General features: G+C 74.7%; 25 protein-coding genes and 1 riboswitch. Of the genes, 5 read left to right on the top strand and 20 right to left on the bottom strand.

Going from position 1 to position 25,603, the window contains the following annotated elements; translation table 11 throughout:
• Position 1 precedes the first annotated feature (1 nt).
• The 4 genes from RM590_RS14225 to RM590_RS14210 form a co-directional block, all read right to left on the bottom strand.
• Complete coding sequence (locus RM590_RS14225; protein WP_311704894.1) at positions 2-769, bottom strand: polyprenol monophosphomannose synthase; 768 nt, start codon at positions 767-769, stop codon at positions 2-4.
• A complete protein-coding gene (gene lnt / locus RM590_RS14220; RefSeq protein WP_311704893.1) occupies positions 766-2,460 on the bottom strand; it encodes an apolipoprotein N-acyltransferase in 1,695 nt (564 codons plus the stop codon). Before lnt ends, RM590_RS14225 begins: the two co-directional genes overlap by 4 nt.
• Positions 2,461-2,943: 483 nt before the next feature.
• Positions 2,944-4,584, bottom strand: coding sequence for an amidohydrolase (locus RM590_RS14215; protein ID WP_311704892.1), 1,641 nt, complete (start codon positions 4,582-4,584; stop codon positions 2,944-2,946).
• A gap of 44 nt (positions 4,585-4,628) precedes the next feature.
• Entirely contained in the window at positions 4,629-5,069 is a 441-nt protein-coding gene (locus RM590_RS14210) for an Lrp/AsnC family transcriptional regulator (RefSeq protein WP_311704891.1), read from the bottom strand.
• Positions 5,070-5,279: 210 nt separating this feature from the next.
• On the opposite strand from RM590_RS14210, the gene RM590_RS14205 reads away from it, so the two are divergent.
• Complete coding sequence (locus RM590_RS14205) at positions 5,280-5,663, top strand: hypothetical protein (RefSeq protein ID WP_311704890.1); 384 nt, start codon at positions 5,280-5,282, stop codon at positions 5,661-5,663.
• Between the two features lie 33 nt (positions 5,664-5,696).
• Here the strand turns inward: RM590_RS14205 and RM590_RS14200 are convergent, their stop codons facing one another.
• The 3 genes from RM590_RS14200 to RM590_RS14190 form a co-directional block, all read right to left on the bottom strand.
• Positions 5,697-6,863, bottom strand: coding sequence for an acyl-CoA dehydrogenase family protein (locus RM590_RS14200; protein ID WP_311704889.1), 1,167 nt, complete (start codon positions 6,861-6,863; stop codon positions 5,697-5,699).
• An 80-nt stretch (positions 6,864-6,943) separates the two neighbouring features.
• A complete protein-coding gene (locus RM590_RS14195) occupies positions 6,944-7,405 on the bottom strand; it encodes a cupin domain-containing protein (RefSeq protein WP_311704888.1) in 462 nt (153 codons plus the stop codon).
• A gap of 224 nt (positions 7,406-7,629) precedes the next feature.
• The gene (locus RM590_RS14190) at positions 7,630-8,988 is read right to left on the bottom strand and encodes a peptidase C39 family protein (RefSeq protein ID WP_311704887.1); all 1,359 of its coding nucleotides are present in this window, start codon (positions 8,986-8,988) and stop codon (positions 7,630-7,632) included.
• A gap of 137 nt (positions 8,989-9,125) precedes the next feature.
• On the opposite strand from RM590_RS14190, the gene RM590_RS14185 reads away from it, so the two are divergent.
• Entirely contained in the window at positions 9,126-9,728 is a 603-nt protein-coding gene (locus tag RM590_RS14185) for a uridine kinase family protein (protein WP_311704886.1), read from the top strand.
• Between the two features lie 51 nt (positions 9,729-9,779).
• Entirely contained in the window at positions 9,780-11,666 is a 1,887-nt protein-coding gene (locus tag RM590_RS14180) for an AAA family ATPase (protein WP_311704885.1), read from the top strand.
• A gap of 18 nt (positions 11,667-11,684) precedes the next feature.
• Here RM590_RS14180 and RM590_RS14175 read toward each other — a convergent pair whose 3' ends face one another.
• The 9 genes from RM590_RS14175 to RM590_RS14135 form a co-directional block, all read right to left on the bottom strand.
• The gene (locus RM590_RS14175) at positions 11,685-12,158 is read right to left on the bottom strand and encodes a PH domain-containing protein (protein ID WP_311704884.1); all 474 of its coding nucleotides are present in this window, start codon (positions 12,156-12,158) and stop codon (positions 11,685-11,687) included.
• Positions 12,155-13,003, bottom strand: coding sequence for an ATP phosphoribosyltransferase (gene hisG, locus RM590_RS14170; protein WP_311705082.1), 849 nt, complete (start codon positions 13,001-13,003; stop codon positions 12,155-12,157). The genes RM590_RS14175 and hisG overlap by 4 nt, the downstream gene beginning before the upstream one ends.
• Before the next feature lie 57 nt (positions 13,004-13,060).
• Entirely contained in the window at positions 13,061-13,333 is a 273-nt protein-coding gene (locus RM590_RS14165; protein WP_311704883.1) for a phosphoribosyl-ATP diphosphatase, read from the bottom strand.
• Between the two features lie 33 nt (positions 13,334-13,366).
• Entirely contained in the window at positions 13,367-13,849 is a 483-nt protein-coding gene (gene ribH / locus RM590_RS14160) for a 6,7-dimethyl-8-ribityllumazine synthase (protein WP_311704882.1), read from the bottom strand.
• 40 nt (positions 13,850-13,889) lie between these two features.
• Positions 13,890-15,158 (bottom strand): bifunctional 3,4-dihydroxy-2-butanone-4-phosphate synthase/GTP cyclohydrolase II, encoded by a 1,269-nt coding sequence (locus RM590_RS14155; protein ID WP_311705081.1) that lies wholly within the window; start codon positions 15,156-15,158, stop codon positions 13,890-13,892.
• A 23-nt stretch (positions 15,159-15,181) separates the two neighbouring features.
• Positions 15,182-15,838, bottom strand: coding sequence for a nicotinamide mononucleotide transporter family protein (locus tag RM590_RS14150; protein WP_311704881.1), 657 nt, complete (start codon positions 15,836-15,838; stop codon positions 15,182-15,184).
• Positions 15,835-16,452, bottom strand: a complete 618-nt coding sequence (locus RM590_RS14145) for a riboflavin synthase (protein WP_311704880.1) — start codon at positions 16,450-16,452, stop codon at positions 15,835-15,837. The genes RM590_RS14150 and RM590_RS14145 overlap by 4 nt, the downstream gene beginning before the upstream one ends.
• Entirely contained in the window at positions 16,453-17,538 is a 1,086-nt protein-coding gene (gene ribD / locus RM590_RS14140; RefSeq protein ID WP_311705080.1) for a bifunctional diaminohydroxyphosphoribosylaminopyrimidine deaminase/5-amino-6-(5-phosphoribosylamino)uracil reductase RibD, read from the bottom strand.
• A 182-nt stretch (positions 17,539-17,720) separates the two neighbouring features.
• A riboswitch (FMN riboswitch) is annotated at positions 17,721-17,851 on the bottom strand.
• 158 nt (positions 17,852-18,009) lie between these two features.
• Positions 18,010-19,209, bottom strand: coding sequence for an ROK family transcriptional regulator (locus tag RM590_RS14135; protein ID WP_311704879.1), 1,200 nt, complete (start codon positions 19,207-19,209; stop codon positions 18,010-18,012).
• Between the two features lie 106 nt (positions 19,210-19,315).
• On the opposite strand from RM590_RS14135, the gene RM590_RS14130 reads away from it, so the two are divergent.
• Positions 19,316-20,554 (top strand): MFS transporter, encoded by a 1,239-nt coding sequence (locus RM590_RS14130; protein WP_311704878.1) that lies wholly within the window; start codon positions 19,316-19,318, stop codon positions 20,552-20,554.
• Between the two features lie 73 nt (positions 20,555-20,627).
• Here the strand turns inward: RM590_RS14130 and RM590_RS14125 are convergent, their stop codons facing one another.
• From RM590_RS14125 to RM590_RS14115, 3 genes are all read right to left on the bottom strand, one after another.
• Positions 20,628-21,080: a phospholipase gene (locus tag RM590_RS14125; RefSeq protein WP_311704877.1), complete on the bottom strand. Its 453-nt coding sequence runs from the start codon at positions 21,078-21,080 to the stop codon at positions 20,628-20,630.
• Between the two features lie 152 nt (positions 21,081-21,232).
• Positions 21,233-21,925: a class I SAM-dependent methyltransferase gene (locus RM590_RS14120; RefSeq protein ID WP_311704876.1), complete on the bottom strand. Its 693-nt coding sequence runs from the start codon at positions 21,923-21,925 to the stop codon at positions 21,233-21,235.
• A gap of 64 nt (positions 21,926-21,989) precedes the next feature.
• Positions 21,990-23,429 (bottom strand): GuaB1 family IMP dehydrogenase-related protein, encoded by a 1,440-nt coding sequence (locus RM590_RS14115; RefSeq protein WP_311704875.1) that lies wholly within the window; start codon positions 23,427-23,429, stop codon positions 21,990-21,992.
• A gap of 213 nt (positions 23,430-23,642) precedes the next feature.
• Between RM590_RS14115 and RM590_RS14110 the strand changes: the two genes are divergently transcribed.
• Positions 23,643-24,566 carry an LLM class flavin-dependent oxidoreductase gene (locus RM590_RS14110; RefSeq protein WP_311704874.1) on the top strand — a complete coding sequence of 308 codons (924 nt, stop codon included), beginning with the start codon at positions 23,643-23,645 and terminating at the stop codon, positions 24,564-24,566.
• An 11-nt stretch (positions 24,567-24,577) separates the two neighbouring features.
• On the opposite strand, the gene RM590_RS14105 is transcribed toward RM590_RS14110, so the two are convergent.
• Complete coding sequence (locus RM590_RS14105; protein WP_311704873.1) at positions 24,578-25,561, bottom strand: sugar-binding transcriptional regulator; 984 nt, start codon at positions 25,559-25,561, stop codon at positions 24,578-24,580.
• Positions 25,562-25,603: the final 42 nt, after the last annotated feature.

Here is a 25,603-nt window from a genome sequence, read left to right as displayed (position 1 = left end):
CTCAAGTGTGCCTGGTACCGGTGAGTTTGCCGAGGCGGGCCGCCACGCCCCACGCGGTCACCCGCCAGAGCGCCTCGATCACGATGTCCCGGCTCATCTTGCTGTCCCCGTGCTCGCGCTCCACGAAGGTGATGGGCACCTCCACGACGCGATGCCCGGCCCGCAGGGTGCGGTGGAGCAGGTCCACCTGGAAGCAGTAGCCCTGGGACTCCACGTCGGCCAGCAGCCCGGGGTCCAGCACATGCGCGCGGAACGCCCGGAACCCGCCGGTGACGTCGCGGGCCGGCAGCCCCAGCAGCAGCCGGGAGTAGGCGCTGCCGCCCCGGGAGAGCAGTTCGCGGTACTTGGGCCAGTTGACGATGCGCCCGCCGGGGATCCACCGCGAGCCGAGCACGAGGTCGGCGTCCCGCAGCGCGGTCAGCAGCCGGGGCAGTTCCTCCGGGCGGTGCGAGCCGTCGCCGTCCATCTCCACCAGCACGTCGTAGCCGCGCTCCAGCCCCCAGCGGAACCCGGCCACATACGCGGCGCCGAGGCCCTCCTTGCCGGGCCGGTGCAGCACGTGCACCTGGTCGTCGCCGTCGGAGATCTCGTCCGCGATCTTGCCGGTGCCGTCGGGGCTGTTGTCGTCGGCCACCAGGATGTGGCAGCGCGGCACGGCGGCCCGCAGCCGGCCGACGAGCGGGGTGAGGTTGTCCGCCTCGTTGTAGGTCGGGATGATCACCAGGACCCGGCCGGGCGGGTCCTTGTCGAGCGACGGGCGGTCGGTCACGCGGGCGTCTCCTTCCGCTCCGGGCGGGCCCGGCGGTCCCGCACCGCCACCCCCGCCCACACCAGCAGCCCCAGGCCCGCGAGCGCCCACTCGGGCGCGGCGCCCACCCGGTCCGCCACGGTCCTCCCGTCCCGCAGGGGCAGCTCACCGACGAGAACGTCCTGGGTGAACTCCTCGGTGCGCTGTTCGATGGTGCCGTCCGGCGCGACGATGGCGCTGATGCCGCTGGTCGCGGCGGTGACGACGGCCCGGCCGTGCTCCACGGCACGCAGTTGGGACATGGCGAGCTGCTGCTCGGGCTGGCCGGTGTTGCCGTAGGTGGCGTTGTTCGTCTGGACGACCAGCGCGCGGGCCCCGGCGTTCACGGTGTCCCGGACGATGCCGTCGTAGGCCACCTCGAAGCAGATGACGTCGCCCAGCCGGGCCGGGCCGACGTCCAGCACGCCGGGCTCCTCGCCCGGGTAGAAGTCCCGGGGTACCCGCTCCAGGCGGCTGATGACGGCGCTGAGCTGGTCGCGGAAGGGCACGTACTCGCCGAACGGCACGGGGTGCTGCTTGGTGTACGACTCCCCGGGGCCGGTCTCCGGATCCCAGACGATGCCCTGGTTCTCCACGTAGCCGTCCTTGGTGGGGTGGTCGACCAGCGCGCCCACCAGGATCGGCACCCCGACGGCGCGCACGGCCCGTTCGATCGCGGCCGCCGCCTCCGGGTCGCGGTAGGGATCGAGGTCCGAGGCGTTCTCCGGCCAGAGCACCAGGTCGGGGCGGTCCACCTGGCCGGCGTCGATGTCGTCGGCCAGCTCAAGCGTCGCCTCGACGTGGTTGTTGAGGATCATCATCGGGCGGCCGAGGAAGTCCATGCCGGCCTGCTGCACGTTGCCCTGCACCACCGCGACGGAGACGGTATCGTCGGCGTCGGTGGGCACCGGCACCGCGTAGCCCGCCACGGCCACGGCCGCGGCCAGGCCGAGCGCCCCGGCGGCCGGGACGACGGCGGCCCGCGCCGGTCGCGCCGCCCGCTCGCGCCACAGCGGCCACAGGCGCAGCGCGGCGAAGGCAAGCAGTGTGCCGGCGAGGGCGACCGCGAAGGTGACCAGCGGCGCGCCGCCGAGGGCGGCCAGCGGCGTGAACGGGGTGCTGGTGTTGGCGAAGGCGAGCCGCCCCCAGGGGAACCCGCCCAGCGGCACCCGGTCCCGCGCCCATTCCTGCGCGACCCACAGACAGGCCGCCCACAGCGGCCATCCGGGCAGCCGCGAGGTGACCGCGAGCCCGGCGCCCAGCGGCACGAAGAACAGCGCCTCCACCAGGGAGAGCCCGACGACGGTGTCCCAGCCGATGACGTGCAGCCACTTGAGCAGGCCGACGAAGAACGGCAGGCCCAGCGCGAAGCCGAGCCAGGCGCCCTGCCGCGCGGTCCGGCCGTGGGCGAGCACGGAGAGCACGGCGACCGCGACGATCGACAGCGGCCAGATGTCGTAGGGCGGGAACGCGGCGGCCAGGGCCAGTCCGGCGCCGGCGGCCACCAGGCTCACGCGCCAGTGCCGCCGCCCCTGGGCGGCCAGCCGCGCGAGCCGCCCGGGGCGGCGGGCCGGGGCGGGGGCGGTCACCGGTGGTTCGTCGGCCGGCGCGGGCGTGTCCGGGCGTGCGTCACCGGTATCGCTGGCCGTGGTCGTCTCGGGGCCCGATGGCACGGTCGTGGCCTCTCTGGAAAGCGGGCGATGATGAACGACCGTACCTCGAACGCGGCGTGAGGCGGCGACGCGGGGGCTGCGGATCGGGACCCGGCGCCCTTCGGTCCGACCCGGGACCCGCTGGCTGCGGGTCGACCGAAGCCGTTGTCTACTGAGCGTCCGGGCCCCGTCCCGGGTCGCACCCGCCGACCGGACGGCACCTTCCGCCCCCGTGCCGCAGGCACTGGACCTGGCTCCCGCTGGCGAAGCGCCGGCTCGTGGCACCCCGCCCTCTGTGGCCCAGCAGCGTTCCACGACTGCGCGGAGGCGCGTCGGCCGGACGTCCCTCGGGTGGACCCGGCCGAACCTACCCTTCGACGACCGCCGCCTGTCAACAGCGGTCTGACCAGGATCTTTCCGTCAAACCGGCAGGTCAGTGCTCCGTGGTGGCGGGAGCCCGACAGGCACAGCACACGTCGTTCGGCGGTATGGCCGCCGGGCGGATCACTCGTTCAGCCGGTCGTACACCGTCCGGCCGCCCACCACCGTCCGCAGACACTCGGGCAGCGGGGCGCCGGGGGCCAGGTCGGGCAGGCCGGGCGTGCCCGAGCGCGGGTCGGTGGACCAGCGGGCGATGCGGTTGTCGGGCGCCTGGACGAGCAGTTCGCCGGTGCGCCACACGGCGTAGTCGGCCGGGGCGCCGGGGACCAGCACGCCCGCGTCGTCGCGGCCGACGGCGCGCCAGCCGCCGCGGGTGTGGGCCGTGAAGGCGGCGCGCACGGAGACGCGGTGCTCGAAGGTGCGGTGGAACGCCGCGGCCCGCAGCGTGCCCCAGGGGTCGAAGCGGGTGACGGGGGCGTCGGAGCCGAAGGCGAGCGGCACCCCGGCGCGCAGCAGGGCGGCGAACGGGTTGAGGGTGCGGGCCCGGGAAGGGCCCAGTCGCCGGGCGTACATGCCGTCCTCGCCGCCCCAGGCCGCGTCGAAGGCGGGCTGGACGGAGGCGGTCAGGGCCAGCGCGGCGAAGGCGTCGATCGTCTCCGGGGTGAGCATCTCGGCGTGCTCGACGCGGTGGCGCAGCGCCCGGACCCGCTCGGTACCGAGGCGGTCGGCGGCGGCCGCGACGCCCTCGGTGACGGCCGTGACCGCGGCGTCGCCGATGGCGTGGAACCCGGCCTGGAGCCCGGCCTCGGTGCAGGCGGTCACATGGGCGGCGATGTCGTGCGCGGTGAGGTGCGCCGTGCCGGTGTGGCCGGCGTCGGCGTAGGGCTGGTGCAGGTGCGCGGTGTGGGAGCCGAGGGAGCCGTCGGCGAAGAGGTCGCCGGCCGCGCCGATGGCGCCGAGCTCGCGCACCTGTCGCGCCTCCTTCGCGGATGTGACGAGTCCGGCCCAGTAGCCGAAGACCCGGGGGCCGGGCTCCGCCTCGGCGAGCGCGAGCAGGCCGGTCAGGTCCTCCTCGCTGGAGATGTCCGGGCCCGCGCACTCGTGCACCGCGCCGATGCCCAGGGCCGCGGCCCGGCGCAGCGCCGCGCGCTGGGCGTCGGCCCGCTGGCGGGGGGAGACGGTGGCGTCGGCGGCGCGGCGCACGGCGTGGTGGGCGTCGCCGGTGAGCGGCCCGGCGGGGTCGTGGCCGGACAGCCCGGCGACGCCGGGCACCCGGTCGAGCAGGGCCGTGGTGGCGAGCGCCGAGTGCGCGTCGACGCGGGTGAGGTAGAGCGGGCGGCCGGCGGCGGCCCGGTCGAGCTCGGCGCGGGTCGGCGGGCGGCCCTCCGGCCAGTCGGTGGTGTCCCAGCCGTGGCCGATGAGCACGCCGCCGGCCGGGGCCGCGGCGGCGTGGGCGGCGACGAGGGCGAGGGCCTCGGCGAGCGAACGGGCCGGGGCGAGGTCGAGGCCGGTCAGGGTGAGCCCCGTGGCGGTCGTGTGCACATGCGCGTCCGTGAACGCCGGGGTAACGAGCGCCCCGTCGAGGTCGACGATCTCGTCGGCGGACGCGGCCAGCGAGTCGGCGGCGGCTTCCGAGCCGACCCAGGCGACGCGGTCGCCCGCCACGGCCATGGCCGTGGCGAAGGGGTCGGCGGGGCTGTGGACCTCGCCGCGGCGCAGCAGAACGGTGCGGGGCCTCTCGCCGGGGGTGGTGCGTTGGGTCATGGCCCCAGTCTTCCGGCCCGGCGCCCCGCGGCCGACCGCGGGGTCTACACGCGCGGCGGGCGCGCCTCGTAGGGGGTGGACAGCACGACGGTGGTGCGGGTGGAGACGCCGGCCAGCGAGCGGATGCGGGCCAGCAGGTTCTCCAGCTCGGCGGGCGTGGCGACGCGGACCTTCAGGATGTAGTTCTCGTCCCCCGCGACGCTGTGGCAGGCCTCGATCTCGGGCACGCCCGCGAGCCGGTCGGCGATGTCGTCCGGGGCGCTGGGGTCGAAGGGCTTGACCGAGATGAACGCGGTGAGCGGCAGGCCGACGGCGTCGGGGGCGACGATGGCGGCGTAGCCGCGGATGATGCCGCGCTGTTCCAGGCGGCGCACGCGCTGGTGCACGGCCGAGGTGGAGAGCCCGGTGGCCCTGCCCAGGTCGGTGTAGCTCATCCGCCCGTCCTTGACGAGCAGTTCCACGATGCGCCGGTCCAGTTCCTCCACGCCGCGTAACCTACCCGGAATGGCACCCGGGTGGGGATGCCGCCCGCAGCCGGGCGGGCACGGGCGGCCACAGTTCCACAACAGTTATGTGACGAACGACACAAAAGCCATTCCGCGTCCGGTTCGGCTTCACGATTATTCGCTGATCGGGGCGGGAAGTGCTTGCTGTGGCCAACACCACTGTGCCTCCTAGGGGGATCCATGCGCACCGTGAAGCCACCAAAGCGTTCCGAACCCGGCGATTTCGCACCGGAGTTCGACGACGAGACCTCGGGGGTCGCCGACGAGGAGCCCTTTGCGGACCTGGTCCGGGTCATCTGCCCCGACTGCGCCCGGCCCGTCGCCCTCGCCGACCCGGGCGAGGCGATGCCGCAGCACGCGCTGTGCTCGACTCCGTGGAACCCGTTCGGGCTGACCCTGTGCCCCGGCTCCGGCCGCGTGGTGGCCGGCGACAAGGCGGCGGTCGTGCCGGCGGCGCCGGCCGGCCGGGAGAGCGTCTCGCTGGCCGCCCTCCCAGAGGGCCTGGACTGGCGCCTCCAGCCCTTTTCGCACGTCACCACCACCGCCGCCACCACGCTGCGCCAGGCGGCCTGAGCGCCGGCGCCGTTCCATACGGGACGGAGGGACCTACGCCCCCACCAGGTGGCGGGCGACCACCATCCGCTGGATCTGGTTGGTGCCCTCGACGATCTGCAGCATCTTCGCCTCGCGCAGATAGCGCTCGGCCGGGAAGTCGGCCGTGTAGCCGTAGCCGCCCAGCAGTTGGACCGCGTCGATGGTGACGCGCATGGCGGTGTCCGTGCAGAACAGCTTGGCCATCGCCGCCTCGCCGGAGAACGGCTCGCCCGCGTCCCGCAGCCGGGCGGCGGCCAGGTAGAGCGCGCGGCCGGCCTCGATCTGGGTGGCCATGTCGGCGAGCATGAAACGCGGCCCCTGGAACTCGGCGACCGGGCGGCCGAACTGCTCGCGCGCGGCGGTGAACGCCAGTGCCTCGTGCAGCGCCGCCTGGGCGACCCCGATCGCGCAGGCGGCGATCCCGAGCCGGCCGCCGTCCAGGGCGGCCAGCGCGATGCCGAAGCCGCGCCCCTCCTCTCCGAGCCGGCGCGCGTCGGGAACGCGCACGCCGTCGAGCCGCACCTGGGCCGTCGGGGATCCGCCCATGCCCATCTTGCGCTCGGGCGCGGCGGCGCTGAGCCCGGGCGCGTCGGCGGGCACCAGGAACGCCGTGATGCCCCGCGGTCCCTCCTCGCCCGTGCGGGCCATGACGGTGTAGAAGTCGGCGACGCCGCCGTGCGTGATCCACGCCTTGGTCCCGGTCAGCACCCAGTCGTCGCCGTCCCGCACCGCGCGGGTGCGCAGCGAGGCGGCGTCCGACCCGGAGCCGGGCTCGGACAGGCAGTAGGCGCCGAGGAGTCCGCCGCCGAGCATGTCCGGCAGGTGCTCGCCGCGCTGCTCCTTGGTGCCGAAGCCGGCCAGCGCGTGGCAGGCCAGGGTGTGGACGCTGACGCCCAGGCCGACGGTCAGCCGGGCGGCGGCGAGTTCCTCCAGCACCTGGAGGTAGACCTCGTAGGGCTGGTCCCCGCCGCCGTACTCCCCGGGGTAGGGCAGCGACAGCAGCCCGGCGGCGGACAACTGCCGGAAGAGGTCACGGGGGAAGACCGCGGCGGCCTCCTCCTCGGCGGCCCGGGGCCGGATCTCGCGCCGGATCAGCTCGCGGACCAGGGCGAGCAGGTCGTGCGCTTCCCGGGTGGGCAGGGAACGCCGCACGTGCGGAACGGCGTCGGGGGCGGTCATCGCGTTTCCTCCAGGGGGTGATGGCAGGTCGCACCGGGACCGCCGGATCGCGGCGGCCCGGGTGTCGTGTTCGGGATGGGTCAGGTGCCGCAGCCTGGGTCGGCGGCGTCCACCGATAGGGGGCTTCCCTCGGGCACGAAGTAGGTGGCGTACAGCACGACGGGCTCGGTACCCAGGTTCCGCCCGAGGTGGACGTGGCGCCGCCCGGCGGGCTCCAGGACCGTGTCACCAAGCGTGGACACCTCCACCGAGCAGTCGTCCAGCGTCCGGGTGAGGGTGCCGGACTCCACCACGGCGATCAGCGGGCCGGGGTGGTGGTGCAAGCCGGTGGAGCCGCCCGGGGCGATGGTGATCACGCGGACCGTCACATCGGTGCGGCCCGTGGTCCGGATGGCCAGCCCGGCCTCGGACGTGCCCTCGGCCAGGGTCTCGGCCGTCACGCCCCGGCCGGGCGTGGCCCCGGCCGAGGGGAGCGTGGCCAGCACGGCGACCGCGAGAACGGCCAGGACCGCCGCTCGTACCGCCCGGATTCCGCGTGGCATGTCAGCGGCCCCCGGCCCGGACCGGCACCGGGCGCCGGCCCGCCCCGGCGTCCACAACTCCCCGGAGAATTCCCGGCATTGTGCCTCCCTCCCCACGGGCGCCGACGGCACGCGGCGCCTCACGCCCCGGCACTACCCACGCGCCCCGGCCCGTACTCGTGCGCGGCGCGCGGGTGGTCCGTACGCATCGGGCTCGGGTGCCGGGGGCGCGCGGGGCGCGTTCCTCAGCCGATCCCGACACAGGCGAGGGCTGCTCGCTGGGCGGCGGTGGGCGTGGCCGGGAAGTAGAGGTAGCAGACACCTCCCGTGCCGCTGCGGACCCGGCCCGAGGCGTCGTATCGCTTGGTCCGCAGCCAGATGTTCTCGAACTGCCGGCGCGGGTAGACCCGCCGGACGGCCGAATTGTCGCTGCTGGCCGGGTCGTTGGCGATGACGTCACCGGCCTCGGTGAAGCCGACCACCGTCATCAGATGGCCCGAGGTGCCGTAGCCGGCGCCGTCGAGCTCGGCCTCGTAGAACGACTGGGACGTGATCAGCGGGATGCCCGCGGCGATCAGCCGCTCGGCGTCGCCCAGGTCGGCGACGCGGGTGACCACCGCCTGGAGGCCCGGGAAGGTGGCGGCGTACGCGGCGTTGAACGGCCAGTTGCCGCAGCCGGCGTACTGGTAGTCATAGGTGAAGCGGGCCGCGTGGCAGACCTGCGGGTCGTCGAACTCCGGGTTCACCCAGGCGAGTTGCTCGGGGGTGAGCCGATGGCCCCAGGACTCGACGATCATCTGGGACGAGGTGGGGCTGCACCACGCCTCGCCCCCGTTGTCGTACTCCGGGTAGCGGCCGATGTGCACGTTCTGCGAGTAGGACGGCACGGGCAGCTCGATGCCCGCGGCCACGCCCGGCGTGCTCGCCGGGACCTCGAAGCGGTCCGGCACGTCGGACGTCATGGCGCCCAGCCGCCACACGGTCGGGGCGGCGCCGCCCGGCGCGCGGTAGAGCGTCAGCCGCAGCCGGTAGGAGGCCAGCCGCGGGCCGGCGGCCAGGTCGTCGATGGCGAAGGTGTCCGTCCACACGGTGCTCTTGCCGTCCGTCTGGCCGTCCACCGAGGTGCGGCGGATGTCCTCGTCGCCCGCGGCCCAGACGCCCAGGGTGTACCAGGGGGTGTCGGTGCCGTCCGTGTAGGTGCCCAGCATCTCGACGCGCAGCCAGGTGCCGGCGGGCGTGTCCGCGTTCCAGGAGGCGATCAGCTCGCCCGCCGGGGTGGCCGCCCGGTGGACCGGGGAGAGCCAGGTCGCGTACTCCCAGGACCGGGTGGTGCCGGTGTGCGGGTCGGTGTAGTCCACGGTCCCCGCCGGGGCCGCGAACCTCACCCCGGGCCGGGCACCGGTCAGGACGGTGACGCCGCTGGCGGTGCCACCGCGCCACTGGGTCGCGGTGGTCCAGCCGCGGTACTCGATGGTGGAGTCGGCCGCCGCGGGGCGCCGGCGCGAGCCGCCGGACGCGGTGGCGGAGGAGGTGAGCGAGGCGGAGGTGCCGACCGCGGCGGCGACGGCGGCGGCGAGGACGGTGCGGCGGGGCGTCGTGGGCACGGTGGGCCTCCCGGTCGGGGCGCTGAGGTGCGGCAGGGCACCACTATCTCCGGTCGGGGTCCTCACGACCAGTAAGGGACCGGGAACGCGCGGAAACATTATTGGTGTCGACCTGTGGCGCCGTTACGCTGGCCGCGATGATCCACACTGCCGACGAAGGGGCCGATGAGGGAGCCCGCGAGGGGCTCGCCGGACTGCCGGACCGGGTGCGGGCCCTGCCGCCCAGTTGCGGCCAGGTGCGGCTGGTGGCGATCGACGGGCACGCCGGCTCGGGCAAGAGCACGCTGGCCGGCAAGCTGTCGCAGGCGCTGGGCGGGGCGCCGGTGGTGCGGCTGGACGACTTCGCCAGCCACGAGGCGTTCTTCGGCTGGCTGGAGCCGCTGACCACGCGGGTGCTGCGCCCGCTGGCCGCCGGGCGCCCGGCCCGCTATCCCGTTTACGACTGGGAAAAGCGGGCGTTCGCCGGGGAGGAGGTGCTGGATCCGGCGCCCGTCGTGCTCCTGGAGGGGGTCGGGGCGGGCCGCCGCGCGCTGCGCCCGCACCTGGCGCTGCTGGTCTGGCTGGCGGTGCCGGAGGAGGTCGCCTGGGAACGCGGGCGGCGCCGGGACGGGCCCCAACTGGCCGCGTTCTGGCGGGAGTGGGAGGAAGCGGAACGACGACACTTCCGTGAAGATCCGTCAAAGCCCTTTGCGGATATCCTGATGATACCGAGGGGTGGACGTTACGTTGCCTGCGAATGAGGCCCTCCGGGCGTCGGGGGCAGGCAACGGGAGCCCGTTGTGGGGGTCTTCATGAGTTCTGGCACGCATGCCGCGCCCGGTCCGCCCACCGGGGCCGATCTGGCGTGGCTGCGCGGGGTGGACGCCTATACGGCGGCGGCCTACCCCGAGGCTGAGGAGGAGTTCCGGGCCGCGGTCCGCGAGGACCCCGGGATGGCGGACGCCTGGCTCGGGCTGCACGCGCTGCGCACAGACGTGCCCGCCGCGCTGCGCCAGATGTACCGCAACCGTGCCCGATTCGGGGAGCAACGGGCCCGGCACGGCCGCCCGTTGAGCTCCTGGTACTGGCTGGGCTGGTGGGTGCAGCCGGTGCTGGAGACGGAGCGGGACCTGCTACTCGCGCACGCGTCCCATCTGCTGGACGGCCGCCGGATGGCCGAGCTGGACCGGGCGCTGGCCGAGTGCCCGGCGCCGGAGTCCGACCCGTACGCGCGGTTCCTGCACGCCTGCCGCTGCTACCTCTCCAAGGACTGGGAGGGGCTGTTCCGGTTCACCGCCACGCTCACGGACGACCCCCATCTCGGCGTGGAGGCCGGGCTGTTCGCGGGGATGGCCCGGGTGCGGCTGGAGATGTTCGACCAGGCGGAGCCGCTGCTGACCGCGGCGCTCATGCGCTGCCGCAGCGAACAGCCGCAGCGCAAGGAGCTGCGCTACTGGCTGGCGCGGGCGCGGGAGGGCAGCGGGCGCAGCGCGGCCGCCATTCCGCTCTACCGCGCGGTGCACGGGGTGGATCCGGAGTTCATGGACACCGCGGTGCGGCTGACGGCGCTGGCCGCGGAGGACCCGGAGTCCGGGCACGTGGCCGCGCCGTCGGCGGAGGACGGGCCGCTGCCGAGGGATCCGGCGGGCGGGCCGGGCGAGGAGGCGTCCGCGGCCGGGTATCCGGGACGTCGGCTGCCGTCCCCGGCGTCGCCCGCGGGCGGGGAGCGGCCGGGCGGGGTGCCGTCGGCCGGCGGCCACGCGCCGCTCCCGGCGGTGGTGCGCGGGCTGCCGCCAGCGCCGGATCCGGCGCTGCTGGCGCGGACGCTGGCGGAGCTGGACCGCATGGTCGGCCTGGAGCCGGTGAAGGAGCAGGTGCGGGCGATGTCCGCGCAGTTGCGGATGGCGCGGCTGCGGTCCGGGCAGGGGCTGCCGGTGCAGCCGCCGAAGCGGCACTTCGTGTTCTCCGGACCGTCGGGGACCGGGAAGACGACGGTGGCACGGATCCTGGGGCGGGTCTTCCACGCGCTGGGCGTGCTCAGCCACGACCGGCTGGTCGAGGCGCAACGGGCGGATCTGGTCGGGGAGTTCCTGGGGCAGACGGCGGTCAAGGCGAACCGGCTCATCGACTCCGCGCTGGGCGGCGTGCTGTTCATCGACGAGGCGTACAGCCTGGTGCACTCCGGCTACAGCAAGGGCGACGCGTACGGGGACGAGGCCCTTCAGGTGCTGCTGAAGCGGGCGGAGGACAGCCGCGAGCACCTGGTGGTGATCCTGGCCGGCTATCCGGCGGGGATGGACCGGCTGCTGGCCGCCAACCCCGGGCTGGGCTCCCGGTTCTCGGCCCGGGTGGAGTTCCCGAGCTACCAGCCGGCGGAACTGACGGCGATCGGCGAGCTGCTGGCGGCCGAGCACGGCGACTCCTGGGACGCGGAGGCGCTGGAGGAGCTGCGCAGCATCGGCGAGCACGTGGTGGCCGAGGGCTGGATCGACGAGCTGGGCAACGGCCGGTTCCTGCGGACGCTGTACGAGTCGTCCTGCGCGTTCCGGGACATGCGGCTGTCGGAGTCGGCCACCGCGCCGACCCGGCAGGAGCTGTCCACGCTGCGGCTGCCGGATCTCATGCAGGCGTACGGCGAGGTGCTGTCCAGCCGGGGCCGGCCGCGGGCCGGGGACGACGAGCTGCCGCCGCTGGCGTGACCGCCCCCGGCGCGGGCCCTATCGGTCGGCGGGGGCGGTGCCGCACGTCTCGGCGAGGGCGCGCAGGGCGCGGGCGTCGGCCATGGCCCGGCGCCGGGAGACGCCCGGCTGGATGGCCATCACGGCCAGCACCGTGCCGTCGGCGAGGTCCAGGGTGACCCAGGGATCGCCGGGGCGGAGGGTGACGCGCACGATCTCGGCCCAGGCGAGCCGGCGGGTGGTGGTGAGGTTGACGACGGTCAGGCCGTCCCGGTCGGCCGTCACCCGGGGGCGGCTGAGCAGCGCCAGCACGGCCCACACGATCAGGCCCGAGGTGGCGACCGCGATCCGTTCCCCGGGGCGCCAGGCGGCGGCGCCGCTCGTCGGCAGCAGCGCGGCGATCAGCGCCAGCACGCCGAAGACGGCCGCCCCGGTGGTCAGCAGCACGACGCGGGTGACTACCGGGCGGAACGTGACGGGCAGGTCCGGCGGGCGGACGGCGGACTCGGTCACAGCCGGGCGGCGTGGATGCCGGTGGTCAGGATCGCGCGGGCGCCCATGTCGTACAGCTCGTCCATGACGCGCTGGGCGTCCTGGACGGGGACCATCGACCGGACGGCGACCCAGCCCCGGTCGTGCAGCGGGGAGACCGTGGGCGATTCCAGGCCGGGGGTCAGCGCGACGGCCTTGTCCACGAGCTCCGCGCGGATGTCGTAGTCCATCATCACGTAGCGGCGGGCGACCAGGACGCCCTGGAGGCGGCGCAGGAACTGCTGGACCTTGGTCTCCTGGGAGGTGTCGCCGGGGCGGCGGATGACGACCGCCTCGGACTCCAGGATCGGCTCGCCGATGATTTCCAGGCCGGCGTTCCGCAGGGTGGTGCCGGTCTCCACGACATCGGCGATGACCTCGGCCACGCCGAGCTGGATGGCCGTCTCCACCGCGCCGTCCAGGTGCACGACGGAGGCGTCCACGCCGTTGTCGGCGAGGTGCTTGGCGACGACGCCGGCGAAGGAGGTCGCCACCGTCAGGCCGCCGAACTCGCTGACGTCGGTGACGGAGTCCGGGCGGGTTGCGTACCGCAGCGTGGAGGCGGCGAAGCCGAGCTGCATGATCTCCTCGGCGACGGCGCCCGAGTCCAGCAGCAGATCCCGCCCGGTGATGCCGATGTCCAGGCGGCCGGAACCGACGTAGATCGCGATGTCGCGGGGGCGCAGATAGAAGAACTCGACCTGGTTGTCGGTGTCGATCAGCACCAGCTCGCGGCGGTCCTTGCGCTGCCGGTAGCCGGCCTCATGGAGCATCGCCGCCGCCGGCTCGGAGAGGGCACCCTTGTTGGGAACGGCGATGCGCAGCATGGCGTGAGCGTCCTTCTTCATGTGTGCGCGCCGGGCGGCGCACGGCGGCGGTGCGGGTCAGAGGTGAGCGTATACGTCGGCCAGGGAGATCCCCCGGGCGACCATCATCACCTGGAGGTGGTAGAGCAGTTGGGAGATCTCCTCGGCGGTGCGGTCGGCGCCCTCGTGCTCGGCGGCCATCCACACCTCCGCGGCCTCTTCGACGACCTTCTTGCCGATGGCGTGCACGCCGGAGGCCACCAGCTCCGCGGTCCGGGAGGTACGCGGGTCGCCGGTGGCGGCCTTCTGCTGGAGCTCGGCGAAGAGCTCGTCGAATGTCTTGTTGGCCATGGTCCTCTTACCCTACGGCCTGCCCGGAACCGCTCAGCGCGCGGGTTCCGGGACGGCCCGCAGCACGGCCGCCGTGGCCACCGCCGCCGTGACGGCCTCGTGGCCCTTGTCCTCCGAGGACCCCACGAGCCCGGCCCGGTCCAGGGCCTGGTCCTCGGTGTCGCAGGTCAGGACGCCGAAGCCGATGGGGACGCCGGTGTCCACGCCGACCTGGGTGAGGCCCTGGGTGACGCCCTGGCAGACGTAGTCGAAGTGCGGGGTACCGCCGCGGATGACGACACCGAGGGCGATCACGGCGTCGTAGCCGCGGCCGGCCAGGACCCGGGCGGCGACCGGCAGCTCGAAGCTGCCGGGCACGCGCACCAGGGTGGAGGGCACGCCCAGCTCCTCCAGGGCGCGCATCGCCCCGTCGACCAGTCCGTCCATCACCCTGGTGTGCCATTGGGCGGCGACCACCGCGACCCGCAGGTCCGCGCAGTCGGTCACCATCAGTTCGGGAGCGCCTTTGCCACTCACTCGTCCTTCTCCTCGTTCTGTCTCGGTCGGGTGCGGGTGGTCACTGGTTGCCGCAGGCCGGGACGGGCGCGGGGTCGAGCCACGGCAGGTCGTGGCCCATGCGGTCCCGCTTGGTCCGCAGATAGCCCAGATTGTGCTTGCCGGCCGGCGCGGGCATCGGCTCGCGGCCGGTGACGCGCAGTCCGTGCCGGCGGAGCGCGGCGGTCTTGTCGGGGTTGTTGGTCATCAGGCGCAGCGAACGCACGCCGAGGTCCGCGAGGATGCGTGCCCCGGCGGCGTAGTCCCGGGCGTCGGCGGGCAGGCCGAGCTCCAGGTTGGCGTCCAGGGTGTCCCGTCCGCGTTCCTGAAGCTCGTAGGCGCGCAGCTTGGACAGCAGTCCGATGCCCCGCCCCTCGTGGCCGCGCAGGTAGAGGACCACGCCGCGCCCCTCGGCCTGGACCCGTTCCAGGGCGGCGCGCAACTGGGGGCCGCAGTCGCAGCGCTGGGAGCCGAAGACGTCGCCGGTGAGGCATTCGGAGTGGACCCGGACCAGGACGTCCTCGCCGTCCCCGAGGTCGCCGGCCACCAGGGCGATGTGCTCGGCGCCATCGGCGGGGTCGCGGTAGCCGTAGGCGCGGAAGTCGCCGTGGGCGGTGGGCAGGGCGGTTTCGGCCTCACGCCGGACGGCGGGTCCGGCGTCTTCGTCGGCGGCGCGGCGGTAGGCGATGAGGTCCTCGATGGAGATGATCGCCAGGTTGTGCTTGCGGGCGAACGACCGCAGCGCGGGCAGCCGCAGCATGGTGCCGTCCTCGGCGGCGATCTCCACCACCACGGCGGCGGGGCGCAGGCCCGCCAGCCGGGCCAGGTCGACGGCCGCCTCGGTGTGCCCGGGGCGGACCAGCACGCCGCCGGGGCGGGCGCGCAGCGGGAAGACGTGGCCGGGGCGGGCGAAGTCGGCGGGGGTGGCGGCGCGGTCGGCGAGCAGCCGGATCGTGGCGGCGCGGTCGGCCGCGGAGATGCCGGTGGTGACCCCGTGCGCGGCGGTGGCGTCGACCGAGACGGTGAACGCGGTGGCCATCGACTCGGTGTTCTTCTCCACCATCTGCGGCAGGTCCAGCCGGTCGAGGTCGTCGGGCGCCATGGGGACGCAGATCATGCCGCGGCACTGGCTCATCATGAACGCGACGATCTCGGGGGTGATGAACTCGGCGGCCACGATGAGGTCGCCCTCGTTCTCGCGGTCGGCGCTGTCCACGACGACGACCGGGCGGCCGAGCGCGATGTCGTCGATGGCCCGCCGGACCGGGTCCAGGGGCTGGGTGTTCGGCATCGCGGGGGCGCGCTGCGTCACGGTCACGCTGCTGCTCCTTCCAGAACGGGCTCGGCCGCGGTGGTGCGCGAGCGCAGCCACCAGTCGCGCATGCCCCACAGGACGAGGACGAAGTAGACGATGTACACCAGGCCGGAGAACGGCAGGCCGCTGCTGAAGGCGAGCGGGACGCCGACGATGTCCACCAGCAGCCAGGCGAACCAGAACTCCACCAGGCCGCGGGCCTGCGCCACCATGGCGGCCAGGGTGCCGACGAAGATGTAGGCGTCCGGCCAGGGGTTCCAGGACAGGTCGGGGAAGGCGGTGAACAGCCCGCCCACGGCGAGGGTGCCCAGGGCGGTACCGGCCACCAGCGCGGCCCGCTCGGGCCAGGTGGCGAAGCGCACCGCGATCTGGCCGTCGGCGGTCCGCCGGCCGCCGAGCTGCCACTGCCGCCAGCCCCAGACGGCCACGGTGATGACAAGGAGCTGCTTGCCCACTCCCCCGCCGAGCTGGGCGGAGGCGTAGGCGGCGACGAGGATGACGCCGGAGAGGAGCTGGACGGGCCAGGTGAAGATGGAGCGCCGCCAGCCGAGGGCGAGGGCGACGAGGCCCGCCAGGTTCCCCGCCATGTCGGACCACATCACATGCTGTCCGAAGGCTGTGAACGCGGTGGCGTTGAGCTGGTCCAGCGCGCTCATCGGACGGTCACCCCATCGGCGCCCTCCCGGTGGGCGAGGAGCCGCTCGACGTACTTGGCGAGGACGTCAACCTCCAGGTTGACGAGGTCGCCGGGCTGCCGGTGGCCGAGCGTGGTGAGGGCCAGCGTCGTGGGGATGAGGCCCACGGTGAAGCGGTCGTCGCTCACCTCGACCACGGTGAGGCTGACGCCGTCGACCGTGATGGAGCCCTTCTCCACGACGTACCGGGACAGCTCCGGGGGCAGCCCGAACGCGACGCTCTCCCACTGGTCGCCGGGGACGCGGCTGAGCACGGGCGCGGTGCCGTCCACGTGGCCCTGGACGATGTGGCCGCCCAGGCGCCCGCCGACGGGGGTGGGGCGTTCGAGGTTGACGCGGGAACCGGGGGTGAGGCCGGCGAGGGTGGAGCGCTTGAGGGTCTCGGCCATGACGTCGGCGGTGAACTCGCCGTCGCCGGTGGCCACGACGGTCAGGCAGACGCCGTTGACGGCGATGGAGTCGCCGTGGGCGGCGCCCTCGGTGACGACGTCGCCGCGCAGGCGCAGGCGCGCCGAGTCGGCGGCGTACTCGACGGCGACGACCTCACCCAGCTCTTCGATGATTCCGGTGAACACTCACAACTCCTCGGGGGCGTTGGCGGGGACGGCGGTGATGCGGATGTCGGGCCCGACGCGGATCACCTCGGTGACGCGAAGGCGCAACGCCTGCGCGATGGTGGTGATTCCTGCGCCGGCCAGCGCGTGGGGGCCCGCGCCCAGCAGCGCGGGGGCGAGGTAGGCGGTGATCTCGTCGACGGCGCCGGCGGCGGTGAACGCGCCGGCGAGCGTGGGGCCGCCCTCCAGCAGGACGGAACGCACGCCGCGGTCGTAGAGCGCGGTGAGCAGCGCGGGGATGTCCAGGCCCCGGCCGTCGGCGGCACGGGGCAGCCGCACGACCTCGGCGTGCCGGGCGAGGGCGGCGGCGCGTTCCTCCGGGGCGTCGTGCGCGACGGCGATCAGGGTGGGCGCGGCGTCGTCGAGCACGCGGGCGCCGGGCGCCACGGCGGTGGCGCCGGTGTCGGCGACGACGCGCAGCGGCCGGCGGTCGCCGGGGACGCCGCGGACGGCCAGGTGCGGGTCGTCGGCGCGGGCCGTGCCGGCGCCGACGAGCACCGCGTCGGACTGGGCGCGCAGCCGGTGCACATCGGCGCGGGCGGGCCCGGAGGTGATCCAGCGGCTGGTGCCGTCGGCGGCGGCGACGCGGCCGTCGAGGGTGGCGGCGTACTTCCAGCGCACATGGGGGCGGCGGAGCCTGACGGCGGTGAGCCAGGCGGCGTTGCCTGCGGCGGCCTCCTCGGCGAGCAGGCCGCCGGCGACGTCGACACCGGCCGCGCGGAGGGTGTCCGCGCCGCCGCTGGCCGGGGGGTGCGGGTCGGCGACGGCGTAGACGACGCGGGCGATTCCGGCGGCGATGAGCGCCCGGGTGCAGGGGCCGGTGCGGCCGGTGTGGTCGCACGGTTCGAGGGTGACCACGGCGGTGCCGCCGCGCGCCGCGGCGCCGGCGTCGGCCAGCGCGTTGACCTCGGCGTGCGGTCCGCCGGCCCGCTCGTGCCAGCCCTCGCCCACGGGGCGGCCGGCGGCGTCGAGGATGACGCAGCCGACGACGGGGTTGGGGCTGGTGGTGCCCAGTCCGCGGGCCGCCAGCGCGATGGCGCGGCGCATCGCCTCGGCCTCGTGGCCGGCGTGGCTCGCTGCTGTCGGGGGGGCCACCGGATCCTCCTGCCTGAGAAGGCACGGCTCCGGGGCTCGAAGAGACAGGACGGAACGGTGGGGCCGGGCGGGCTCGCGCTCACGGACCGCCCCTGAGGGCGGACCGACGGCCGGGCCGTACCGGTCCCGTTCCGCCGCGCACTGCCTCCCATCCGGACTTTAACCGTCGGTCCAGGAATTCCACCTGGTCAACCGGCCGCTGGCAGCGGACGGGTCGCGGACTATAACCGCCGGTTCGGACTTTCACCGACCCCGGAGTGCGCTACGTCACTGGTACGCCCACCAGTGTGCCATGGCGTCCCGGGGCCCCGCCCCGGCTGTGGGGCGACTCACAGGAGCCCACACCCCGCGCGCTGGAGCGGACACGGGCGCCCCGGGCACGTTCTCCCGCCGTCGGTACGGGTGTTGACGGACTGGCAGGGCCTAACGTCCGGGGCCGAAGAGTTCGTCGCGGACGGCGTCCAGCGCGGTGAGCAGCGCGCCGCTGAGCACCGGGCTGCCGCCGACCGTCGCGGCGCGCACCTCCGTGGCCAGCGGCGACAGCTCGCGCAGCCGGCGGCCGACGCGCTCGGCCAGGGCCGGTCCGCCGGCCCGGCCGACCTCGCCGCCGAGCACCACGCAGCCGGGGTCGAGGACGGCGACCACAGCGGCGATGGCGACGGCGACGCGCTCGGCGAGCTCGTCCAGGAACGCGCCGCGGGGCCCGTCGTCGGCCTCGGCCGCCGCGCGCACCACGGCCTCGGCGGCGGGCGCGTCGTCCGCCTCGTCCGCGGGCAGCCCGTGCCGCCGGGCCAGCGCACAGACCGCGCCGCTGGCGGCCAGCGAGTGGAAACCGCGGTCGCAGTCGGTGGCCGAGGGGAGTCCGCCGGTGCCCGGCACCGGCAGGAAGCCCAGTTCGCCGGCGCCGCCGGAGGCGCCGCGGCGCAGCGTGCCGTCCAGCACCACGGAGGCGCCGATGCCGTGGCCGAGCCACAGCAGGACGAAGGTGTCGCGGTCCCGGACGGCGCCGAGGCGGTGCTCGGCGATGCCCGCGAGGTTGACCTCGTTCTCCAGCAGGACCCGGCCGTTCAACCGGTCCCGTAGCGCCGTCAGCAGCGCGGCGTGCCAGCGGGGCAGCGAACTCACCGGCAGCAGCGCCCCGGTGGCCGGGTCCGCGAGCCCCGGGGCGCCCATGACGGCGGTGTGCACGGCCGTCACCCCGGCGCCGCGCATGGCCTCGGACAGCGCGTCGAGCACGGCGGTGACGGCGCCGGACCCGCTGCCGGCCGGGTCGTCGTCGATGGGCAGCTCGGCCCGGCCGACGGTCCGGCCGGTCAGGTCGGCGAGGGTCAGGGCGACGGACTGGGTGCGCACGTCCAGGGCCACCACGTGGGCGCGCTCGGCCACCAGCCCGTAGAGGCGGGCGTTCGGCCCGCGGCGCGCCTCCCCCGCCTCGCCCACGACGGCGACCATGCCGTCCCGGCTGAGCCGGTCGAGCAGGTCGGCGACGCTGGGCCGGGACAGACCGGTGAGGTCGCGCAGCCCGGCCGCCGTCAACGGTCCGTGCTCCGCGAGGAGTTCGAGAGCGATGCGGTCGTTGATGGCCCGGGCCGTACGCGGCGATGCGGTGCGCGCGGTGGTCATACGGAAATCCTCGCAGAACTTTTTATTAGGAAGGCTTCCTGATAATTTAAGCACCGGCCGCCGTCCCCGGCCTTCCCGCATCACTCACGAGGAACCGACTCGTCCCATGTCGCAGCACACCACCCTCCCCGGGCCGGCGCGCACCCGCCGCGCCCGGGTGTCCATCGGCATCGTCTTCGCCCTGCACGGGGCGGCCGCGGGCAGCTTCGCCGCCCGCATCCCCTGGCTGAAGGACCACCTGGACCTCAGCACCGCGGTGCTCGGCCTGGCGCTGGCGTTCCCCGCCCTCGGCGCCTCGATCGCCATGCCCCTGGCCAGCCGGATCATGCACCGTTACGGCGCGCTCGCCGCCGTGCGCGGCCTGCTCACGCTGTGGTGTCTGGCGCTGGCCCTGCCCGCCCTCGCGCCCTCGCTGCCGGTTCTGTGCGCGGCCCTCCTGCTGTTCGGCGCGGGCGCCGGCATGGCGGACGTCGCGATGAACGCGCAGGGCGTGGACATCGAACGGCACCACGGGCGGTCGATCATGTCCGGCCTGCACGGCCTGTGGAGCGTGGGCGCGCTGCTCGGCGCGGCGGCCGGCGTCGGCGCGGTCCATCTGGGCCTGGACGCCCGGGCGCATCTGGGACTGATGGCCCTGGCGCTGGTCGCGGCCGTGCCCGTCGCCTGCCGCGACCTGCTGGACGTGCGGGCCGAGCCGGACGATGACCCGCCGCCGCGTTTCGCGCTGCCGCCGCGTTCGGCGCTGCTGATCGGCGCGGTGGGGATGTGCGCGATCCTGGCCGAGGGGGCCAGCGCGGACTGGTCGGGCGTCTACCTGCGGGACGTGGCCGGCTCCTCGGAGACCGTGGCCGCCGCCAGCTACACGGCGTTCGCCTGCACCATGGCCGTGGCGCGGCTGGCCGGCGACGCGGTGGTCCGCCGCTTCGGCCCGGTGCGGACCGTGCGGACCAGCGGCGCGCTGGCCGTCGCCGGCGGCCTGCTGGTGGTGACGGCGCGCGAGCCGGCGCAGGGCATCGCGGGCTTCGCGCTGCTGGGCGTGGGCATCGCGGTCGTCGTGCCGCTGGCCTTCGCCGCGGCCGGCCGCAGCGGGCCGAACCCGAGCCAGGCCATCGCGGGCGTCGCCACTGTCACCTACACGACCGGGCTCTTCGCCCCGACGCTCATCGGCACGATCGGCGAACTCACCTCGCTCCCCGTCGCGTTCGCGGTCGTCACGGCCGCCACCGGGGTGCTGGTGGCGGGCGCCGGGGTGCTCGGCGCGCCGCCGCGCGACACCCCCGTGGCGACCGGCGGCGCGGCGCCGGCCGGGGCATCCGCCCGGGAGCGCGGCGAACCCCGGGGCTGAGCCCGTCCGGACAGGCCCCGGGAAAGCACGTGCCGCGGCGTTGGTCAGGCGCCGCGGCACGGGTCCGGAGGTGTCAGCCGAAGTTGCGCACGGCCTGGTAGTAGGTCCACGCCGTGGCGTCGCACGCCGCGCCCGTCGCGCCCGAGTAGCGGTCGCAGACCCGCAGGAGGTCCGCGTAGAAGGCGCTGTCGAGGCGGGCCTTGTTGGCCTCGAAGGTCCCGATGTCCTTGTAGTTCCGGTACCCGAAGTCATGTCGCGCGCATGACAGCTCAAAGGGGAAGCCGAACGGGTTGTCCGGGGACCACGAGCACAGGTCGGTGCTCCAGTCGAAGTCGTAGGCGCTCCACGCGGACTGGTTGTTACGCGCGTTGAGCCAGGCGTTGTAGCTGCTGGCGCTCGTCTGCGTCCAACTGGACAGCACCTGCGGCTTGTCGGCCGGGGCCGCGACAGCCGGCGTCGCCGAGACGGCGACGAGGGCCAGCGCGGAGGCGGACACAGCGGTGGCGAGCCGATGACGGGTGCGCATGCGCATCCTCCGGAATTCGGGCGGCAGTTGGGGAACTGCCGCGTGGGGTCCGGAAGATGAAGCTACGTTCGAGTAACGGAATACTCAACCCCTATGGCATTTACGCGAGTTGACCGATGAGAAAACGACTGACCGGCGGAACGCGACGCGCGTCACACCGGCCGCGCCCGGACCCAGGTCAGGTCCTCGGTCAGCGTGGCGTCCACGGCCAGCCCGGCCTCCGCCAGGGCCCGTTCGAACGCGTCGCCGCGATAGCGGTAGGACACGAAGGTCTGCGTCCACACGGCGTCCGGGAACTCGTACTCGACGCGGATCGCGGAGGTGTCCGGCCCGACCGGCTCCGCCGTGGCCACCCGGACGAGTCCGCCGTCGGCGGAACGCGCCTCGCGGGGCACCCGGACGTGCCAGTCGTCGCCCTCCCGCTCGATGAGCACGCAGCCGCCGTCGGCGACATACCGGCGGCAGGTGCGCAGCATGCCCCGGCGGACCGCGGGATCGCCGTTGTTCACCAGGAACGACGCGAGCAGCACCACATCGAAGCGCTCCTCGCCCAGCTCCAGGGTCTCCACCGGGGAGCACACGGTGCGGGCGCCGCGCACATGCGCCAGCATCTCCGGCGACTCGTCGACCGCGGTCACGGCGAAGCCGCGCGCCAGCAGCGGATGGGTCACCCGGCCGACGCCGCAGCCGAGTTCGAGCAGGGAGGCGCCGGGCGGCACGGCGGCCTCGATGATGTCCGGCTCCCGGCCCACCGGCAGCCGCAGCCACCGCTCGACGGCGCAGCCGTCCGGGGTAATGGGCCCGGGGCCGGTCCCCCGGAACCCGTCACGCATGCGTTCGCTCATGCCGGACAGCACACCACGCGGGGTGCCGGCCGGAACAGCCCGGAGCCCGCCAACCGCCCCCGGATTACTGCCAACTGTCGTGCAGCGGCTTGCCCTCCGCGTACCCGGCGGCGCTCTGCACGCCCACGATCGCCCGCTCGGCGAACTCCTCCAGCGTCGCCGCGCCCGCGTAGGTGCAGGCCGAACGGACCCCGGCGACGATCGAGTCGATCAGGTCCTCCACGCCCGGCCGGGCCGGGTCCAGGAACATCCGCGAGGTCGAGATGCCCTCCTCGAACAGCCCCTTGCGCGCCCGGTCGTAGGCCGACTCCTCGCTGGTGCGCTTGCGCACGGCGCGGGCCGAGGCCATGCCGAAGCTCTCCTTGTACAGCCGGCCGTCGGCCGCCTGCTGGAGGTCGCCGGGCGACTCGTAGGTGCCGGCGAACCAGGAGCCGATCATCACGTTGGACGCGCCGGCAGCCAGCGCCATCGCGACGTCCCGGGGGTGCCGCACGCCGCCGTCGGCCCAGACGTGCTTGCCGAACTTCCGTGCCTCGGCGGCGCATTCGAGCACCGCGGAGAACTGCGGCCGGCCCACGCCGGTCATCATGCGCGTGGTGCACATCGCGCCCGGGCCGACGCCGACCTTGACGATGTCCGCCCCGGCCTCGATGAGGTCCCGGGCGCCCTCGGCGGAGACGACGTTCCCCGCGACGACGGGCACTCGCGGGTCCAGGCCGCGCACCGCCCGGAGCGTGGCGATCATCGACTCCTGGTGGCCGTGCGCGGTGTCCACGACGAGGGTGTCGACCCCGGCGTCGAGCAGGGCCTTGGCGCGGCCGGCCACATCGCCGTTGATCCCCACGGCCGCCGCGATCCGCAGCCGGCCGCGGTCGTCGGTGGCGGGGGTGTAGAGCGTGGCCCGCAGAGCGCCCTTGCGGCTGAGGATGCCGACGAGCCGGCCGTCCTCGTCCACCGCGGGGGCGATCTTGCGGTGCGCGGCGTCCAGCGCGGTGAACGCGTCCCGGGGGTCCTGGGACGCGTCGAGCACGACGAGGTCGCGGGACATGACCTCGCCGACCTGGGTGAAGCGGTCGACGCCGGTCAGGTCCGCCTCGGTGACGATGCCGACCGGCCGCTCCGCCGAGACGACCACCCCGGCGCCGTGCGCGCGCTTGGGCAGCAGGGCCAGCGCGTCGGCCACCGTCTGGGTGGGCGCGAGCACGATGGGGGTGTCCAGCACCAGATGGCGCCGTTTGACCCAGCCGATGACCTCGGTGACGACGTCCAGCGGGATGTCCTGCGGGATGACGGCCATGGCGCCGCGGCGCGCGACGGTCTCGGCCATCCGGCGGCCGGCCACCGCCGTCATGTTGGAGACGATCAGGGGGATGGTGGTGCCGGTGCCGTCGGGGGTCGCGAGGTCCACGTCCTGGCGGGAGACGACCGCCGAACGGTTGGGGACCATGAAGACGTCGTCGTAGGTCAGGTCGTACGACGGCGGGGAATCGTTGAGGAACCTCATGCTGCTCGCTCTCTCACCTGCTGCTGTGCGGATCCGGCCGGTGGGGAGCTGCGGCTCCTGTGTCATTATCGCCGATCCCGGCGCGACCGGACGAACCGGCCGCCGCCCCCGCACCCCATTTCACCGACCGTGACGCCGCACTCGCTTGGCGTGGTCGCCGGGCGGGTAGCGATGGGTGCGGCTGCCGCGGCGGAGCGGCGGAAAGGGACCGGCATGAACGCGCACGACGGACGGCTGAGCTTCGGCATCAAGACCACCCCCGCCCACATCGGGTACGACGACATCCTGCGGGTCTGGCAGGAGGCGGACGCCATCCCCGGGATCGAGCACGCCTGGCTCTGGGATCACCTGCTGCCCGTCTTCGGCCCGCCGGACGGGCAGGCCCACGACAGTTGGACGCTGCTGGCCGCCCTCGCCGCGCGAACGGAGCGGCTGCGGCTCGGCCTGCTGGTGACGGCCAACGTGCTGCGCCCGCCCGCCCTGCTGGCGAAGATCGCGGCGACCACCGACGTGATCTCGCGCGGCCGGCTCACCATGGGCATCGGCGTCGGCGGCACCCGCCGGACCTCCGGTGGTGCGGGCGGCGGCCCCGGGAAAGACCCGGCCGCCGAGTACGCCGCCCTGGGCGTGGGCCTGGTCTCCCCCGCCGAGGGCGTGGCGCGCCTCGCCGAGTCCTGCGCGATCCTGCGCCGGCTGTGGACCGAGGACACCGTGGACTTCACCGGCCGGTACTACCGGCTGACCGGCGCCCGCTGCGTGCCCCGGCCGGAACGCCGCCCCCCGCTGCTGATCGGCGGCTCGGGCACCCGGACGCTGCGCGTGGTGGCCGAGCACGCCGACATCTGGAACATGCCGGGGCCGCCGCACAACGACGCCGCCCGGATCCGCGAACGGGCCCGGATCCTCGACGGGCACTGCGCCGCCATCGGCCGCGACCCCGCCGAGATCACGCGCTCCGCCCAGTTCCACGTCTCCTACGACGACCCCGCCGCGACCCGCGCCACCGTGCTGGAGCTGATCGACGCGGGCGTCACGCACCTCGTGCTCAGCCTGCCGATGCCGTTCCCGCCGGGGGTCGCCCGCTGGGCGGCGGACGAGATCATCACCCCGGTCACGGAACGGGCCGCCGCGGGCTAGGGTCTGCCGCCTTATTCGTCGGGGTCGGCGCGGTCCAGCGCCGGGCGGCGGCCCGGCGGCTGGGCGAGCAGCCGGTCGGCGGCGGCCGTGTCGGTGACCAGGCTGGTGACCAGCCCGGACCGCAGCACCGCGCCGATCGCGTCCGCCTTCCGCCGGCCTCCGGCGATGGCGACCACCTCGGGAACGCGGCGCAACCGCTCGGCCTCGACCGTGATGCACCGCTCCCCCAGGTCCCGCCCGACACGGCGGCCGTCCGCGGCGAACAGGTGCGCGGACATCTCGGCCGCCACCCCGAACGAGGCATAGTGCTCCCGCTCGTCCTTGCCGAGCATGTCGTGCACGGCCGAGATGCCGGACTCCCAGGTGCCGATCGAGACCGCGGCGATGGTCACCTTGTCGAAGTACTCGAACGCCGCCGCGATCCCCGGCTGCCGGCGCAGCGCCGCCGCCGTGCCCGGGTCGGGCAGCAGCATCGGCGCGTAGATCGGGTGCGCGTCGCCCCCGGACACCGCCGCCGCGCGGCGGACCGCCTCGACCGAGCCGCGCTCGGCCGCGCCCGCGTCGTAGACCCCCGTGAGCTGGACCACCGTGCACGGCGGCAGCTCGCGCAGCGCCGCGGCCATGTGGATGGTCGACCGCCCCCAGGCCAGGCCCAGCACGTCCCCCTCCGTGACGAGCTCCCCCAGCAACTCCGCGCCCACCTCGCCGAGATGCTCCGGATCCGGGGTGTCGTCGGCCGCGTCCGACGGCGACTCGGCGACCACCACGTGCCGCAGCCCGTACCGCGCCCGCAGCGCGTCCGACCGCTCCGCGTCCAGCTCGGCCGGCACCCGGATCTCGATGCGCACCAGATCGTGCTCCACCGCGGACTCCAGGACGCGGGCGACCTTGAAGCGGCTCACCCCGAACTCGTCCGCGATCTGGATCTTCGACTTTCCTTCCAAGTAGAAGCGGCGCGCCATCGCCGCCGCCTGCATCAGCTCGGCGGGCCCCATCCGTGTGGCTGACCTCCCGGTCGGCACCGCACTCACCTCACT

Source organism: Streptomyces litchfieldiae, from assembly GCF_031845365.1.
Classification (GTDB): domain Bacteria; phylum Actinomycetota; class Actinomycetes; order Streptomycetales; family Streptomycetaceae; genus Streptomyces; species Streptomyces litchfieldiae.
Note: the sequence above shows the minus strand (reverse complement) of the source record. Positions and strands in the feature narration are given on the sequence as shown.

Excerpts from the sequence above, each read along its gene's own strand:
- RM590_RS14215 (WP_311704892.1), bottom strand. The coding sequence starts at position 4,584 with ATGACCCAACGCACCACCCCCGGCGAGAGGCCCCGCACCGTTCTGCTG.
- RM590_RS14200 (WP_311704889.1), bottom strand. The coding sequence starts at position 6,863 with ATGACCGCCCCCGACGCCGTTCCGCACGTGCGGCGTTCCCTGCCCACC.
- RM590_RS14195 (WP_311704888.1), bottom strand. The coding sequence starts at position 7,405 with ATGCCACGCGGAATCCGGGCGGTACGAGCGGCGGTCCTGGCCGTTCTC.
- RM590_RS14185 (WP_311704886.1), top strand. The coding sequence starts at position 9,126 with ATGATCCACACTGCCGACGAAGGGGCCGATGAGGGAGCCCGCGAGGGG.
- RM590_RS14180 (WP_311704885.1), top strand. The coding sequence starts at position 9,780 with ATGAGTTCTGGCACGCATGCCGCGCCCGGTCCGCCCACCGGGGCCGAT.
- hisG (WP_311705082.1), bottom strand. The coding sequence starts at position 13,003 with ATGCTGCGCATCGCCGTTCCCAACAAGGGTGCCCTCTCCGAGCCGGCG.
- RM590_RS14165 (WP_311704883.1), bottom strand. The coding sequence starts at position 13,333 with ATGGCCAACAAGACATTCGACGAGCTCTTCGCCGAGCTCCAGCAGAAG.
- RM590_RS14155 (WP_311705081.1), bottom strand. The coding sequence starts at position 15,158 with ATGCCGAACACCCAGCCCCTGGACCCGGTCCGGCGGGCCATCGACGAC.
- RM590_RS14150 (WP_311704881.1), bottom strand. The coding sequence starts at position 15,838 with ATGAGCGCGCTGGACCAGCTCAACGCCACCGCGTTCACAGCCTTCGGA.
- ribD (WP_311705080.1), bottom strand. The coding sequence starts at position 17,538 with ATGCGCCGCGCCATCGCGCTGGCGGCCCGCGGACTGGGCACCACCAGC.
- RM590_RS14135 (WP_311704879.1), bottom strand. The coding sequence starts at position 19,209 with ATGACCACCGCGCGCACCGCATCGCCGCGTACGGCCCGGGCCATCAAC.
- RM590_RS14130 (WP_311704878.1), top strand. The coding sequence starts at position 19,316 with ATGTCGCAGCACACCACCCTCCCCGGGCCGGCGCGCACCCGCCGCGCC.
- RM590_RS14125 (WP_311704877.1), bottom strand. The coding sequence starts at position 21,080 with ATGCGCACCCGTCATCGGCTCGCCACCGCTGTGTCCGCCTCCGCGCTG.
- RM590_RS14120 (WP_311704876.1), bottom strand. The coding sequence starts at position 21,925 with ATGAGCGAACGCATGCGTGACGGGTTCCGGGGGACCGGCCCCGGGCCC.
- RM590_RS14115 (WP_311704875.1), bottom strand. The coding sequence starts at position 23,429 with ATGAGGTTCCTCAACGATTCCCCGCCGTCGTACGACCTGACCTACGAC.
- RM590_RS14110 (WP_311704874.1), top strand. The coding sequence starts at position 23,643 with ATGAACGCGCACGACGGACGGCTGAGCTTCGGCATCAAGACCACCCCC.
- RM590_RS14105 (WP_311704873.1), bottom strand. The coding sequence starts at position 25,561 with ATGGGGCCCGCCGAGCTGATGCAGGCGGCGGCGATGGCGCGCCGCTTC.